General features: G+C 28.7%; 14 protein-coding genes. 2 read left to right on the forward strand and 12 right to left on the reverse strand.

Features of this window, described 5'->3' with window-relative positions; all coding sequences use genetic code 11:
- Positions 1–293: 293 nt before the first annotated feature.
- From AC5M21_RS07450 to AC5M21_RS07470, 5 genes are all read right to left on the reverse strand, one after another.
- Complete coding sequence (locus AC5M21_RS07450) at positions 294–2,132, reverse strand: ATP-binding cassette domain-containing protein (RefSeq protein WP_008789184.1); 1,839 nt, start codon at positions 2,130–2,132, stop codon at positions 294–296.
- On the reverse strand, positions 2,104–4,092 hold the full coding sequence (locus tag AC5M21_RS07455; protein ID WP_017144039.1) for an ATP-binding cassette domain-containing protein: 1,989 nt from the start codon (positions 4,090–4,092) through the stop codon (positions 2,104–2,106). Before AC5M21_RS07455 ends, AC5M21_RS07450 begins: the two co-directional genes overlap by 29 nt.
- A gap of 173 nt (positions 4,093–4,265) precedes the next feature.
- Positions 4,266–4,694: a hypothetical protein gene (locus AC5M21_RS07460; protein WP_008789182.1), complete on the reverse strand. Its 429-nt coding sequence runs from the start codon at positions 4,692–4,694 to the stop codon at positions 4,266–4,268.
- A 121-nt stretch (positions 4,695–4,815) separates the two neighbouring features.
- Entirely contained in the window at positions 4,816–6,039 is a 1,224-nt protein-coding gene (locus AC5M21_RS07465; RefSeq protein ID WP_008789181.1) for a helix-turn-helix domain-containing protein, read from the reverse strand.
- An 11-nt stretch (positions 6,040–6,050) separates the two neighbouring features.
- A complete protein-coding gene (locus AC5M21_RS07470) occupies positions 6,051–6,215 on the reverse strand; it encodes a hypothetical protein (protein ID WP_008789180.1) in 165 nt (54 codons plus the stop codon).
- 436 nt (positions 6,216–6,651) lie between these two features.
- On the opposite strand from AC5M21_RS07470, the gene AC5M21_RS07475 reads away from it, so the two are divergent.
- Positions 6,652–7,479: a class I SAM-dependent methyltransferase gene (locus AC5M21_RS07475; protein ID WP_008789179.1), complete on the forward strand. Its 828-nt coding sequence runs from the start codon at positions 6,652–6,654 to the stop codon at positions 7,477–7,479.
- 89 nt (positions 7,480–7,568) lie between these two features.
- Here the strand turns inward: AC5M21_RS07475 and AC5M21_RS07480 are convergent, their stop codons facing one another.
- The 4 genes from AC5M21_RS07480 to AC5M21_RS07495 are packed head-to-tail and all read right to left on the reverse strand — an operon-like array spanning position 7,569 to position 11,011.
- Positions 7,569–9,020, reverse strand: coding sequence for a glycoside hydrolase family 1 protein (locus AC5M21_RS07480; protein WP_008789178.1), 1,452 nt, complete (start codon positions 9,018–9,020; stop codon positions 7,569–7,571).
- Positions 9,013–9,393 (reverse strand): PTS lactose/cellobiose transporter subunit IIA, encoded by a 381-nt coding sequence (locus AC5M21_RS07485; RefSeq protein ID WP_008789177.1) that lies wholly within the window; start codon positions 9,391–9,393, stop codon positions 9,013–9,015. Before AC5M21_RS07485 ends, AC5M21_RS07480 begins: the two co-directional genes overlap by 8 nt.
- 21 nt (positions 9,394–9,414) lie before the next feature.
- Entirely contained in the window at positions 9,415–10,659 is a 1,245-nt protein-coding gene (locus tag AC5M21_RS07490; protein WP_008789176.1) for a PTS sugar transporter subunit IIC, read from the reverse strand.
- A gap of 31 nt (positions 10,660–10,690) precedes the next feature.
- Positions 10,691–11,011, reverse strand: a complete 321-nt coding sequence (locus AC5M21_RS07495; protein WP_008789175.1) for a PTS sugar transporter subunit IIB — start codon at positions 11,009–11,011, stop codon at positions 10,691–10,693.
- Positions 11,012–11,196: 185 nt separating this feature from the next.
- Between AC5M21_RS07495 and AC5M21_RS07500 the strand changes: the two genes are divergently transcribed.
- Complete coding sequence (locus tag AC5M21_RS07500; protein WP_117598884.1) at positions 11,197–13,092, forward strand: BglG family transcription antiterminator; 1,896 nt, start codon at positions 11,197–11,199, stop codon at positions 13,090–13,092.
- A 50-nt stretch (positions 13,093–13,142) separates the two neighbouring features.
- On the opposite strand, the gene argF is transcribed toward AC5M21_RS07500, so the two are convergent.
- Genes argF through argJ form a run of 3 tightly spaced genes read right to left on the reverse strand, consistent with a single transcriptional unit; the run spans position 13,143 to position 16,246 of the window.
- Complete coding sequence (gene argF, locus AC5M21_RS07505) at positions 13,143–14,144, reverse strand: ornithine carbamoyltransferase (protein WP_008789173.1); 1,002 nt, start codon at positions 14,142–14,144, stop codon at positions 13,143–13,145.
- Positions 14,145–14,158: 14 nt separating this feature from the next.
- The gene (argB, locus tag AC5M21_RS07510) at positions 14,159–15,019 is read right to left on the reverse strand and encodes an acetylglutamate kinase (protein ID WP_008789172.1); all 861 of its coding nucleotides are present in this window, start codon (positions 15,017–15,019) and stop codon (positions 14,159–14,161) included.
- Positions 15,020–15,031: 12 nt separating this feature from the next.
- Positions 15,032–16,246 carry a bifunctional glutamate N-acetyltransferase/amino-acid acetyltransferase ArgJ gene (gene argJ, locus AC5M21_RS07515; protein ID WP_008789171.1) on the reverse strand — a complete coding sequence of 405 codons (1,215 nt, stop codon included), beginning with the start codon at positions 16,244–16,246 and terminating at the stop codon, positions 15,032–15,034.
- Positions 16,247–16,248 lie beyond the last annotated feature (2 nt).

The raw sequence follows: 16,248 nt of genomic DNA on the forward strand, positions 1-16,248 counted from the left end.
TGATTTATCTAAAAAAGATTTTATTTATTTTCTTGACATTTTACCGAATGACTTTCTAAACAAGTATACAAAAAATGAATTCTATTCATTTTCATAAATATTTGTTCTTTCTTACTCATTTCCTTTTAGTAAGTCCATTTGATATATAACCATTAATTTTAAAAAGCTACTTATATTATAACATTCCTTGTTAAGACAATGAAGAAGTTTAAAATTTAACAAAAAGATTAATTGTGATTCGTATTTTAATTGAAATATGGTTACAGATAAATAATTAAATATATTCCAATAATTTACATATCCTTATTTTCCTTCATGATTGCTGACATACTTTTATGATGATATCTCCTGATACTCATATATAACATGCAAGTGTAAATCACAAAAAACACAATACTCATAATCACTTCATTTAAAATAAAACTTTGTGTCTGGTTATATATTTCTAGGTTTACAAACATAGTTAAAATAAATAAAAAAATGGAATATAATGGTTGTACTAATAATATAGCTACTGTCATTGTTATTATAAATAGTAACCTGTTCATATAAACATAATTTCTTTCAATTTTTGCTAATGAAATATTAAGAGCATTTATAATGGCAAAATTACCAGCTTGCTTCCTATAATCCTGGAATGCAAAAAAACTTATAAAGACAATAATAACCCCAATAAGTAAATAAATAATACCCTGAAATATGAATTGGATGAGATCTGCGTAATGATTTTGGATATTCGTAATTTCTAATAAATCATTCATACAAATAATCCCATAACTTTTTTGTAACTGTTGATATATATCTTGAGTATTCTTATCTAGATCATAAAACAATTCATATCCTTGATTATATTGAGTATGATAATAAGTATATAAATCACTATTTGATTCATTAATATATGTGTGTTTAAGTTCATTTACAACTGTCTCGTAAGGATAATATAACTGGGTCGTATATAGTTCACTGTATTCTTCTACAATTCCAGATATGGGAAAATTAAATTCTTTAACAGTATAATTTACTCCAAGTTTTAACGTTATTGTTTTTCCTATCATATCTTGAAAACTCATACTTGTTGCTTCTTGAATTTTTTGAGCAGCAAATTGATTAATAATAATACCCTGCTCTTGAGAATCATCACCTGCAATGAAATTCAACTTATGATACTCCTTAGGAAGTGAATGTATTTTTAAATTGATAGTTTTTTCTTCAAATGCAACTTGATTTTCAAATGCATAAACCTTGCGATAATCATCTGCTTCTTGAATATATCTTTGTGCACCATTTAAACTTGTTTCTGTAACATAAATCGTATGATCATTTAAAGATTTTATATCTATATTTGTTTTATCCAGAAGTTGTAAATTCGCTCTCATACTTATAAAAATAAATAATGTAAAAAATAATATGAGACCATAATAAAAACAATTTCTTTTTAATGTGATTTTATTAATTACCTTTAAAAGATATTTGTTATTGATACGTTCTGATATTTTTAATGGATATGTAAAATACTCACAAACATTTTTATCTTCTACAAGTTTTAAGACATGATTCATAATTTGATATTGGCAATCATAATAGTTTTTCATGAGTTCTTGATCATGTGATACAACAATTACAATATGATTTATTGAAAGTTTTTTTAAAAGTTTCATAACAATTTCTTTATTATCATTATCTAAAGATTCAGTGGGCTCATCACATAGTATAACATCAGTATTTTGCATAAGTGCTCTTGCAATAGCAACCCTCTGTTGTTGTCCATGAGAAAGTTCATGTGGAAAATGGTCAAGAAGTTCATTTAATCCTAATTGTTCTATAATTACATCTTTATTAGGATTTTCATCATTGCTTAATTTTTGGTATAAAGAAATATTTTCTGATATTGTTAATTGTTGAATGAGTTCAAAGTTTTGAAATATATACGCAAAAGAAAGAGAATTATCAACTCTTCTCTTACCTTCTTCAAATCCTTCATATCCACCAATAATAGATAAAAGGGTTGTTTTTCCGCTTCCACTTTCTCCATTAATATAATATAAACCATATTTTTGAATATCTAAATTTACATTATCAAACAATATTTGATTATTATATTTCTTAGTTATGTTTTCTAGTACTAATACCATTAAAGATAACCTCCTCTATGAATATTAAGGTAAAACATATTCCTAGTGATGCAGTCAAACTCATATAATCCAAAATTACAATCGTATTTTTAGTATTGTAAGATCTAAAAATCACATTGACAATTGAGTTTATTGCCTCACAAATATAACGACCAAATATTACGAAAATCAACCCTATCATTAACAAAAAGATAAAGTTCTTAACACATGTTACAATAATAACGTTATATTGATACCTTTTAAGAATGTCATTTTCCTTTTTTCTTCTTGTTAAAAAGAAAGACTCTATAATTGCATAAATGACGATTGTCATGATAATAACTATAAGACTTACTTTGACTAATGAAATCACATCAATTTCAGGTAAGGTATTAGGACTTACTGCCCCTGCAAGACGTAAATCAAAACTGCTTATTTCACCATATGCCTTTCTATCAAAATTGCTTTGTTTTCCTTGATAAATAGTGTTTATTTTCTCAATAACTTCACCTATAGAGGATTGTGGATCAACCATAAAATCAACATAATCATAAACCCATTTCTCAATTGGAACATTAAAAACTTCAGACTGAAGATTATCAAATACTCCATTAGCTGTAAATATTTGATATTCGTAGCGATTTGACTCTGTCAAAATACCTGTCACTTTCAATCTATATGGTGAGTCAATAATGATTCCGTTATCAATAGTCTGATAAAAAGAAATTTCTTGATTTAATAATTTTTCTACATCATCATATCCATATATCTTTGCATAATATAATGCTGTTTGATAACTAAGCATAGCCTCATCTTTTTTTTGACACTGTTTTCCATAAGAAACATTGAGATTGGCTCCCTCTTTCAATTGATAAACTCTTCCTGTATCTTGCGAATCTTGCCTGTTTAAAATAACATAAGGCACTATTGGCATCCATGTATAATATAGTCCATCATCATTTTTTTCTTCAAATATTTTCTGATAAGGGGATTCTTTTTCTCCAGCAATGTAGGCGTAATTTGCTCTGTCAATTCCACAAGTATAGGCTTGTATTTCTGGAATCTCTGATAGTATTTTGTTTATATCTTGATAAGTTATATTATCAAAATGTGTCCAAAAGTCTTTTGAGTCCACTTTCTTTTGATGTGGGGTTAAAGCAATAATATTTTTACCATAATAGTTCGTTAAATCATTTTTTGAAGTTTCCTCCACTGTACTATACATATTTAATGATGCATAAACACCAATCACTGAAACAAACAAAACAAACAAACTTAACAGTGATAACATCCATCTTGACTTTATATTTCTCAAGACAAATTTCACATGTTCCATAAAACTTTTTCTAGAATGAGAATGAAGCTGTGTATGTAAGGGGGTCGTTTCCTTAACAAGTTTATCTTCTTGAATCTTCCCTTTATCAATCTTAATTATTCGAGTACTGTACATTTCTGCAAGAGCAACTTCATGCGTCACCATAATCACACATTTTTTTTGACTTATAACTGAAAGCATCTCTAATACAAATTGACTATTCTCATAGTCTAAAGCGGCTGTTGGTTCATCACACAAAAGAATATCTGGTTCAACAAGTAATGATCTCATAATTTGAACTCTTTTCTTTTGTCCATTAGAAAGTTGTTTTACAATTTTATCTTTATAATTCAGCATTTGGAATTCTTTTAATATGTGAATGACTTTATTGGTGCTTGCTACTAGTGTTAAATTATCAAATACGCTTAGTGATTCAAATAACATGAATTCTTGCTCAATAATTTCTATATTATTATTATCTATTATTTCACCTGTATAATTTTTATCCTTACCAGATATTATATTTAATAAAGTTGTTTTTCCAGATCCACTTGGTCCTAAAATACTTATCAGTCCACAAAGATTAAATTCTAATGTAATATCACTTATTGCCTCTATAATATTATATTTATTATGATATATTTTCGTAATATTATTAATTTTCATAAACTGCTTTTCCTTTCTAACTTGATTATATCTAAACATATTTCATACTTTTCTTTTATAATTATTTAACAAATAATTTTTTAAATTGAAACATAATCAAACGAAGACTAGTTATAGATAGATAAATAAGATTGACATGACTGCCAATCTTATTTATCTATCTCAAGAGAATATTATGCATATGCATAGTATCTTGTAATTTTATAACCATTTACATTTCCATTATATGAAACAAATGTATATCTAGCTTTTTTTCCAGAAGTTTTTAATGTTCCTGTTTTACTACCACCTGTTGATGAAGAAAGAACTGTTTTTCCACCATTTAATTCATCCTTAATGTACCCATTTGTAATTGTTATCTCTACATTAATATATTTTGTGTAATCTGATACTGAGGTTAACTCAAAAGTTTTTGAACCTTTTTTTGTACTCGAATAGGTTTGTGATCCAGATGAAAAATAACAAGTACCAGATCCCCCTTCTGTCACCGAATCATATGTACTAATACCTTCTAATGCCATAACCTTTACAACACTGCTTGTAGATAAGAAAGTACAAAATGTAACAGATAAAATTGCAATTAATTTTAAATATTTTTTCATACTATCATCTCCTTATCTTTAAGATACTAAAACGATTTACATCAGTCAATAATTAAAAGTTGCACAAAAAATCCATGAAAAACTCAAAAATCCCACTACAATAGTGAGATTTCCTTCAACATTATCTTCTTTTTTTATAATACTGAATAAGTTTCTCCATGCATTCATATTCTTTTTCAGTATTATGAACAGATTGATAAAATTCCCTTAACAATTCCATTGTAAATACTTCCAAATCATATTGTCTTGTTTCTTTAGTAATTTGATGAACCTTTAATAACTGTTTCTCTTTTCTTTCATCACTGGATTTTGATAAATAAACTTGGAATGCATTAATCATTGCTTTCATATATTCAGTTGGATTATTCATTTGAACTTTAGCTTTTCTAATATACTCAGATGCCTTCTTTTTGTTTTGAAGTTTATAATAAGCATAAGATAGATAAAAACAGATACAATGATCGTGATGCATAATATCTAGAGCCTTATTTTCTAAATCAATAATTTTATCAAACTCTCTTGAACGCACATAACCCCATATTAAATTATTATATGTATCTTCAACTTCCTTAACCATCCCCAAATTATTGAAGGCTTCAATACATGCAAGATTCAATTTTTCTGATTGTTTAAAATGACCATTCATTGAATATATCACTGCAATTTGAAAATTAACTGAAGTTAATCTTTTTATATTGACTGTTTTTGTAAATATATCCCTTGCCTGAATAGCACATTCTAAGGCATCACTTAACTCTCCAAAGATTGTTAATGGAATACTTCTATGAAAATAAACCATTGCATTAGAATAATCATTACCCCTATACGAAAACGCTTGATTATAATAATTATAACTTTCTTTATATAATTTATTTCCATATGAAATAACTCCAAGATAATCATAAAACAATTGAATTTGATAAGACTCAAGATACTCAAAGTATTTTTCAATAAATAGATAAGTCTCAATCTTTTGTGAATATCCTTTCATTACCATATAAATTAATTCACATAATAAATATTTAATATATGATAATGAAGATTTGATTTTATCACTATAACTTCTAATTACTTTATATGAGTTCTCAATATCTTTAACATATACAACATCACTATAAAAAGTCTGAAAATCTTTTTCAAATTGTGTTTCAAAATTTTCATTACTCACTTCAATATTCATAACAGAGAAAATTTTAACAACATTTTCAAATGTAATCTGTTCTTTATTTCTTTCTATTCTACTTATTTGACTCTTTGAGATTCCCGTTTTATAACTAATATAATCCAACGTCAGTCCTTGCTGAATTCTATTAAGCTTAATAATCCCACCAAAATTATTTATCATGTTCCCTCCTTTTAAGCTCCAGGAAGTCTATCTTCACATGGTGCAATACCATATTCAAATGTACAACCTGTTTGTGTCTTAGGATCATATCCACATTTATCATCATGTACATGAATAACAGGCATAGCCCCTAATAACAACAATGAGATACATAAAACACTTAACAATTTTTTCATTTTTCTTTCCTCCCTTTTTTTACATATTTATTTTACCAAATTATAGCATATAATCAATTGTAAATAGTTGCACAATTTTGTTGATTTGAATAGAAATTTGATACTTATTAAAGATAAAGCATACTATGGTCAATTGAATCAAAAAACATTATTGCTTTTATAAATCATTCATTATATAATAGATGCACGGTAACTATATAGGGAGATGATTCTATCCGGCGCACTTGATGTTGCAAAATCAGTAACATAAGTGAAACGTGGAAACAAAAATAATCACAATCACAGAGTTAAATACTCCTGTTAAAAACAGGTTATTTTCATTGTGCATAAATGATTATTTAAATTTTCCACATATGTTTAAGAAATTTTGACTGTGGAAATGCCACAGTTTTTTTATTTATATAGTTACCGTTAAATAATTGAAAGGATAGAAAATATGGATAAATTATTAAGTTTTTTACAAGTTAAACCAAAATTATATGAAAAAACACAATATAATATATGGGATAATGATTATGTTTCAAAAGGTATGCTTCAAGCACATTTAGATGAAAGTTTAGACTCTGCATCACGAAATATTAAGTTCGTGAATAAATCTGTAAATTGGATATCTGAACTTTTCCCTCCAACAAAATATCATAATCTTTTAGATTTAGGATGTGGACCTGGAATTTATACTGAACGTTTTTATAATAGAGGATATTATGTGACTGGAATAGATATTTCTAAAAGATCTATTATGTATGCCAAACAATCCGCTATGAAAAATAATATGAATATAGATTATATATTAAATAGTTATATTGAGTATGAATTTCAAAAAACATTTGATTTGGTAACACTTATATATTGTGATTATGGAGTTTTATCTCCTCAAGAAAGACATACTCTTCTTAAGAAAGTTTATCATGTCTTATCACAACAGGGCGTTTTCATATTTGATGTTTTTACTCCAGCTAAATATTATGGTTGTAAAGAAGAGCGTAGTTGGGAGGCACAAGACAATGGATTTTGGAGTAGTTCTCCTCATCTCCTTCTCCATTCCTTTTATTGTTATAGTGAGCAGAATACTTACTTAAATCAATATGTTGTCATCACGGAAGATGAGATTTGTCATTATAATGTTTGGGAACATGCTTTTACTGTTCAAGAATTAAAAAATGATTTGGAAGCTGTTGGTTTTCAAGATATTTCTTTTTATGGGAATGTTGCTGGTGAAAATAATTGTCAAGAAAATACAATTTGTGTAGTTGCCAGAAAATAAGTTTAAATAAAGATCTCAAAATACTTAATTTATAAGGAGATAATCAGAAAAACTGATTATCTCCCCTTTTAATATTAAATAATTATATATTATAAAATTGTACCATGACTAGCAATAACCTTTTGATACCAATAAAAAGAATCTTTTTTAAACCGCTCACCTGTTCCTCTTCCATAGTCATCTAAATCAACATAAACAAAACCGTATCTCTTGCTCATCTCAGCAGTTCCTGAACTAACTAAATCAATTGGCCCCCATGGTAAGTAGGCAAAGACATTTACACCATCTTTAATCGCTTCACCAACAACTAAAATATGTTGTCTTAAATAATCTATTCTATAATCATCATGAACCACTCCATCTTCAAATACATCTTCATAACCAAAACCATTTTCAGCAATCATTATTGGTTTTTGATAACGATCCCAATATTGACTTATAGCATTATATAACCCTAATGGATCAATCGTCCATCCCCAATCATTACTTTTTAAATAAGGATTCTCACTAATAGTGGCTGGATCCATTGTATTCTTTTGAGAATCAAGTGTCCTTGAATAGTAATAAGAGAATGCTAAAAAGTCTAAAGTATTCTCTTTAAGAAGACTTTTATCTTCTTCGCTTATATCAATTCGAATATTATTTTCATTGAAGTACCTTAACATATGACCAGGATATTCTCCTCTTAAAGGAACATCAGCATAAAAGTATTGCATACGAATTCTTTTCATAGCAAAAACAATATCTTGCGGCTTACAAGTACGTGGATAATATGTGCAATCTGCTAACATGATGCCAATTTCTATATGAGAATTTAATGACTTCGCATATTTTTTTATTTTTGCATTAATAAGAAATTGATTATGGATAGCACGATATTGATCTTCCACAAGATTATCTGTTTGATCCCTTAAAATTCCTAAAGACTTAAAAGAACAATATTGAATTAAATTTGTTTGGTTGAACGGAATCCAATACTTCACTCTATCACCATATCTATTTAAAAGAACTCTTGCATACCTTGTCATAAACTCTATCAATTTAGGATTTTTAAAACCACCATATTGTGTTAAAAGATGAAGTGGTATATCATAATGGAACATCGTAACAATTGGTTCCATCCCTGCATTAATAACCTCATTAATCACTCTATCATAGAATTCAAGTCCTTTTTGATTTGGCTCTAACTCATCACCTTTAGGGAAAATTCGTGACCATGAGATTGAAAAACGAAAACTATTCAATCCCAATTCTTTCATTAAAGCAATGTCTTCTTTATATCGATAATAAAACCCATTTCCAAATCTTTTGGGATAATACCCTTCTTTATCAGCTATCGCAGCAGACAAAGTTGCACTTGTATGTTCATTTTCCACTAATTTATGTCGATACTTTTTCCTATCCAAACCAGTATCATATTTATGAATGTCAGATGTAGAAAGTCCTCTCCCATCAACATTGTAAGCACCTTCAATTTGACATGCTGCTGTTGCTCCACCCCATAAGAAATGAGAAGGGAAAGCAAACGTGTTATTATCCATTGAGCGAACCTCCTATTGAGCCATATCTATTAACTATTAGTTCATATAATTCAATCAGTTTCTTTGTTGTCTGAACCTCTGACATTATTGTCATTAAATGATCTTGAGCATGATTGAATAGCAAAGAAGGTTTATGAATAATTCCTTGTGCTTCATCTTGAATAACTTGCACTTGAGATTGATGTGCTTTTAAAATACCATAAGTTGTAGCTTCTTCTATTCTTTCATATGCTTTTTTAAATTTTTCCTCTTTTGCAAGTTGAAAAGCTTCATCAGCCAATGTTTTAGCATGACCAGCATGTAAAATAATCTCCATAGCAACTGTATTTAATTCATTTTCTTGCTCTAATAATTCTTCATCTGCATATATCATTGTTTCTTATTCCCTTCTATTTTATTTACTTGTTGCTTCAAATTCCTCTTCCGTTATTCTTTGTTTTTCATAGACTTTAAAGAATGGGTACCATGTTGCAAGATATATGATAAACAAAAGAATATAGACAATAATTGCACGTAAATCTTCTGTAATCATAACACTAGATAATGGTGCAGGAATTTGTCCTACTTGAATCATTTTAGATGGAATATTCAAGAATCCACTTCTCATTGTAAACCAAATAACTAACGGCCCTGTGATAGCGTTAATCCACATTGGTACCATTAATAATGGGTTCATAACAATTGGTGCACTATACATAATGGGTTCATTAATATTGAAAATAGATGGTAAAATTGAGAGTCTTCCTACTGTCTTTAAACTTTTTGATTTAGAGAAACACATTAACAAATTTAATGTCAATGTTGCTCCCATACCTCCCATTGTAATCAAACCAGCAGTAAAAACAGCTTCATTCGTTGCTATATTAGTTGCAGATAAGCCTTGCTCTACAGCTGCAATATTTGCTGCAATGCCAGCCATAAAAATAGGTGTTTTAATTCCATTCCATAACCAATGAGATATTCCTAATGTATAAAAGAATGTCATTAAGAAAATGAGTAAAACAAAACCAGGTAAAGTTTGCCCAAATCCTTGAATTGGAGAAAACACTTTTAATATAAGTGCAAATAAATCTATATCAAACTTGAAAGTTAATAATACTGCTACAGCAATTGATGTAAAAATTGGAATAATATTTTGAACCCAGCCAATAACAAAGTCTGGTAAACTTGATTCACTTAATAAATCTCTCTTCCCAATGAAATGAAATATAATAGATACTAAATACCCTGCAACAATTCCAACAATAATACCAGTAGGTCCAAAACGTGCGAATTCAACAGTTAGAACTCCATTGTCATTAATAATTGGTTTAATAAACATTAAAAATACTGAAATAGCAGTTAAACCTGCATTAATGGTATATTTGGTATGTCCTAATTTCTCCATCACTTGATTAGCAACCATAAATGCAGTTAATAGCCCTAACATTCCAAACGAGAAATTAATGATTCTCACTAAATTTGGTAAAGTTGTTATGTAAGATCGTAAAACATTATATAAATGAATAATTGATCCTGTTAAAATAAATGGAATAATTTTCTGCATGGAACTTGATAAGGCAGCTACCCAAGGTCTTTGTGCAAACTTATTCATTGTTGGTGTAAAAGAATTGCTTAACCAATCCATAAAACGATTCATATTTTCATCCTCCACTTTCCTCTATTTTTATCTATTCTTTATTTTTATAAAGTTCTAATGCATACTCAATGAGTTTATCACCATCCAAAGTTCCATAAACATTTTGTGGAATTACCCCTACTGCGACATCTAATGGTTTTGCTAACTCTGTGAATTTGTCTTTAAAATTTTCATAATGAGGTGCCAATAATAAGATATCGATTTTTTTTAAATGTAATATAGCCTCAGTCTCACTTTTAGCCTCTATCTTTATATCCAGATTTCTTTTTTTAGCCGATTTTCTTGCTCTTTGTGCTAAAAAACCACTTGATAAACCTGCTCCACAACATAATAAAACTTTTATATTTTCCATTTTTCTCTCTCCTTCCTCTATGGTAATTTCATTATAGTTTAATATAAAAGATGTCTCAACTTCACTTTTGCACACCCTCGTGCATAATAAAGCACAAAAATAAAAAGTTGCACTGTATAGTGAACTTCATTAGTTGATTTCATATTTTGATTACATTATAATAAAATCAAAATGAGGGTGATAAAATGTTAACAAATAAAAAGAAAAAATTAATTCTTTATCTTATGGAAAAAAACGCCCCCTGTACAGCCATACAGTTAGCCAAATTTCTCAATATTTCTATAAGAACCGTTAAAATATATGTCAAAGATATCAATTCAATGACAAATCAAAAAATCATCTTTTCTTCTCATCAAGGGTATACTATCATAAAACAAAACAACCTTTCTTTTTTAGAAGAACAATTATCTTTACCTCAAAATTATTCTGAAAGAGCATATTATATTATAAAAAAGATACTAATTGAACATCAAACACTTAATATCTTTGATCTTTGTGATGAACTTTTTATGAGTTATTCTACTCTTAAAAGTGATCTTACAAAAATGAACACACTGTTCCAAACATTTCGTATTCATTTTGTTACACACAATGACATTATACAAATAAAAGGTTCTGAGAAAGATAAGCGTTCATTATTGTCACATATTATACTTCAAGAAACAAAGAATAGTGTCCTTGATTTAAAAAAATTAAAACAATCATTTAATAATCAAGATATTGAAAAAATAACAAATATTATAAATGATTTTTTTAGAAAAGGAGCATATAATTTAAATGATTTTTCTTATATGAATTTATTATTGCACTTCTCTATTCTCATTGAAAGAGTAAAAAAAGGGCATTATCTTTCAGAGATTAGAGAAGTAATCACAAAGAGTTCTCAAGATTCAGAATTACTTAAAGCTTTATCTTCAAGAATAGAAAAAGACTTTTCATTAACATTGAATGCTTACGAAAAGAATGAAATATATATTCTTTTTAAAACAAATGTGAATTATTTTATTGACGGTAATTATGATGTTATTAAAAAAGTGATTAGGTCTGATTATATGAACACAGTTGATAAAATTATTAATGAAGTTTCAGAACTGTATTCTATTAATTTAAGTCATGAGAGTTTTATTATTCCGTTTGCTTTACATATTCAATCATTAATTACAAGAGCTTCACTCAATAAATATAATAAGAATCCTTTATCAGAACAAATCAAGAAAGATTGGCCAATTATCTACGATATAGCCATTTTTATATCATTAAAGTTATCAGATATTTATCAAATTGAAATAGCAGAAGATGAAGTTGCTTTTATCTTTCTACATATTGGAAATGAGATTGATAGACAAAATACTTCAAAAGATAAATTGAAGTGTGTACTTTTATGTTCTCACTATCTTAATATTAAAAAAAAGATATATAATCAATTACTAAAGGATTTCTCTGATGATATAATTATAGATGCTATTGTATCTGATTATGAAGAATTAGAGTCTTATTCTTTTGATTTATTGATTACTCTTATAAAAGATGAAAGAAACTATCATTATTCATTCATTTTGATTTCACCGTTTCGTTTAGATAAACAAAAACGAGCTATACATGAGAAAATCTATGAAATTCAACAATCAAAGAAAAAAGAACTTATTTTTAATAATTTTGATCAATACTTTCATAAAGATTTGTTCTTTACATTAGAAAATGTATCTCGAGAAGAAACTATTCAAATTGTATGTGATCAAATGAGAACATTAGGTTTTGTCTCATCTTCTTTTAAGGAATATGTTTTTGAAAGAGAGAAAGCCTCTTCTACTTCTTTTGGCAATATTGCCATTCCTCATTCTGTACATATGGATGCTTTTCAAACAAAGATTGGTATTGTTATGAGTAAAAAAGGAATAATATGGGGAAATAATAATGTCAATGTAGTATTGGTCATTGCTATTAACAAACTTGATAAACAAATCTTTTTAACAATTAATGAATCTATACTCTCATTATTTGAAAATCAGGATATCTTAAATATCATGAAAAACACTAAAAATCTATTAGAATTTAAAGATATTGTTCTACATTATTTATAAATAAAAAAAAGATTCACGTCTATATATTATAGATTTGAATCTTTTCACTTTTATAAATCTAAATTCTCTCCAATTGTTGCTACCATGACAGCTTTAATAGTATGCATTCTATTTTCTGCTTCATCAAAAACCACAGATTGTGATGATCTAAAGACTTCATCTTCGACTTCTCTAATATCAATTCCTTGTTCATATTTTGCTTTTGCAACTTCAGTTTCAAAATCATGAAATGATGGTAAGCAATGCATAAAGATTGTTGAATCTTTACCTGTTTTCTGCATCATTTCACTTGTAACTTTGTATGGAGATAGCATTTCTACTCTTGGTTTGTATAAAGCTTCATCTTCACCCATGCTTACCCAGATATCTGTATAAATAACATCTGCATCTTGAACAGCTTCCTCAACATTATCTAAAACTTCTAATTTTCCACCAGATTTTTCTGCTTCTGTTTGGCAATACTGTAAAACTTCTGGATTTATATCTAGACTCTTTGGTCCTAAACATACAAAATGCATACCCATTTTTGCTGCTCCATACATTAAACCATAACAAACGTTATTTCTAATGTCTCCAGTAAAAACAAATTTAACTTCATTTAAAGGTTTGCTGAGATGTTCTTCAATCGTAAGAAAATCAGCTAAAGTTTGTGTTGGATGATCAACATCAGTTAAACCATTCCATACAGGAACTCCTGAATATTTCATTAAATCTTCAACAGTTTTCTGTTGAAATCCTCTAAACTCAATTCCATCATACATTCTTCCTAATACTTTTGCAGTATCTTCTATTGATTCTTTCTTACCCATTTGTGAGTTACTTAAGAATGTGACATGAGCACCTTCATCTAAAGCTGCAACTTCAAAAGCACAGCGTGTACGTGTTGATGTTTTTTCAAAAAGGAGAACGATATTCTTTCCTTCTAATGTTTTTCCAATTCTTCCTTCTTTTTTTGATTTTTTAAGTTTATGTGCTAAATCTAACAAGTATCTAATTTCTTCTTGAGAATAATCTTTTAAAGTTAAAAAACTTCTTTGTTTTAAATTAACCATATATCTCTCCTTGTTTATCTTTTAAACATTGTTCCAATGCCTTCTTTAGAAAGCATTTCAATTAAAATAGAATGTGGTATTCTTCCATCAATAATAACAGCTTTTTTTACATCTTGGCGAATAGCTCTCACACAACAGTCGACTTTAGGAATCATGCCACCACCAATAATCCCCTTTTCAATAAGACTGTTAACTTCATATACATGAACCAAAGGAATCAATGTCCCTTCATCATCTTTATCAGCTAATAAGCCTGGAATATCACTCACGAGAATCATATTCTCTGCTCCTAATGCCCCAGCTATTTCAGCAGCAGCAGTATCAGCGTTAATATTGTAGGTATGGCCTTCTTCATCAGTGCCTACACTTGCAATGACTGGAATATAACCTTTATCTAACATATCAATAATAATATTTGGATTGATTTTGTCAACATCTCCAACATATCCTAAATCATCTTCTGACTCATGCTTCTTTGCAATAATTAATTGGTTATCAACACCACTAATCCCAACAGCATTTCCACCTTTTTGCATAATGAGTTTAACAAGATCTTTATTTGTTTTACCTGCCAAAACCATTTGAACAACATCAATTGTCTCTTCATCAGTATATCTCAAGCCATTAATAAACTGTGTTTCTTTACCCATTTTATCTAATGTTCTATTAATTTCTGGACCACCACCATGAACAAGAATGACCTTGACACCAATTTCTGATAATAAAACAACATCTTTAATGACATTCATTTTCAGTTCTTCATTAATCATAGCATTTCCACCATATTTAATGACAACAATCTTACTATTATATTTTTGTATATAAGGCAAAGCCTGTGACAAGACTTCTGCCTTTACAATTGAATTTTTATCCATATATAAACCCCTCTAAGTTCTATAATCCCCATTAATCTTGACATAATCATAAGTGAGATCACAACCCCATGCAGTTGCATGATGTGATCCATCATGTAAATTAATCAAAACATCTATCTCATCTTCGCTCAATACTTTTAATGCCTCATCTTCATCAAATGGATATCCCCTACCATTTTGACAGACCAGTATTTGACCAGCTTGACTCGCTAAATGCACTTCAATCTTATCCACATCATAAGATGCATCACAATATCCAATAGCACACAAGATACGTCCCCAATTGGCATCTTTTCCAAACATTGCAGCCTTGAATAATGAACTCGTAATCACTGATTTAGCAACAGTTTTGGCATCTTGCACAGAACAAGCATGAGAGACAGTACAAGTGAGTAGTTTTGTTGCACCTTCACCATCTTTAGCAATTCCTTTTGATAAACAGATACAAATATACATAAGAGCTTCTTTAAAAACTTCATAATCAGCATCTTTATCAATAATGATATTATTTTTAGCAAGTCCATTAGCCATAACACTCAACATATCATTTGTTGATGTATCACCATCAACGCTGACCATATTGAATGTATCTGCAACAACTTCTTGAATCACAGTATTTAACATCTCTTTTGAAATGGCTACATCAGTTGTCACAAAAGCAAGCATTGTTGCCATATTAGGATGAATCATACCACTTCCCTTAGCTATTGCACCAATATGACATGTCTGTCCACTTAATTCAAATTCAACAGCATATTCTTTTTTCACAGTATCTGTTGTCATAATTCCTTCACATGCTGCTTCACTTCCATTGTTATTTAAAGATGAAACAAGTTTATCCATATGTGTTTGAAATGGTGTAATATCTAATGGCTGACCAATAACTCCTGTGGATGCAACAATAATATCATCTGCTTTGATATTTAATGCATCTGCACACAACTCACAGACTTGATTAGCTATATCTTCACCATTTGGATTACAAGTATTTGCATTACCACTATTACAAATAATAGCTTTTGCTTCACCATTTAACAAATGTTGTTTCGTAACAACAATAGGTGCACCTTTCACTTTATTTAATGTATATGTGCTTGCCGCATGACACATGACATCACTCACAATCAGTGATAAATCCTTTTTGGTTTTATTCTTTCTTATACCACAATGTATTCCAGTAGCTTGAAATCCTAAAGGAGCACAAACTCCACCTTTTACTTCCTTCATAT

The sequence above is a fragment of the Coprobacillus sp. genome, from assembly GCF_984815275.1.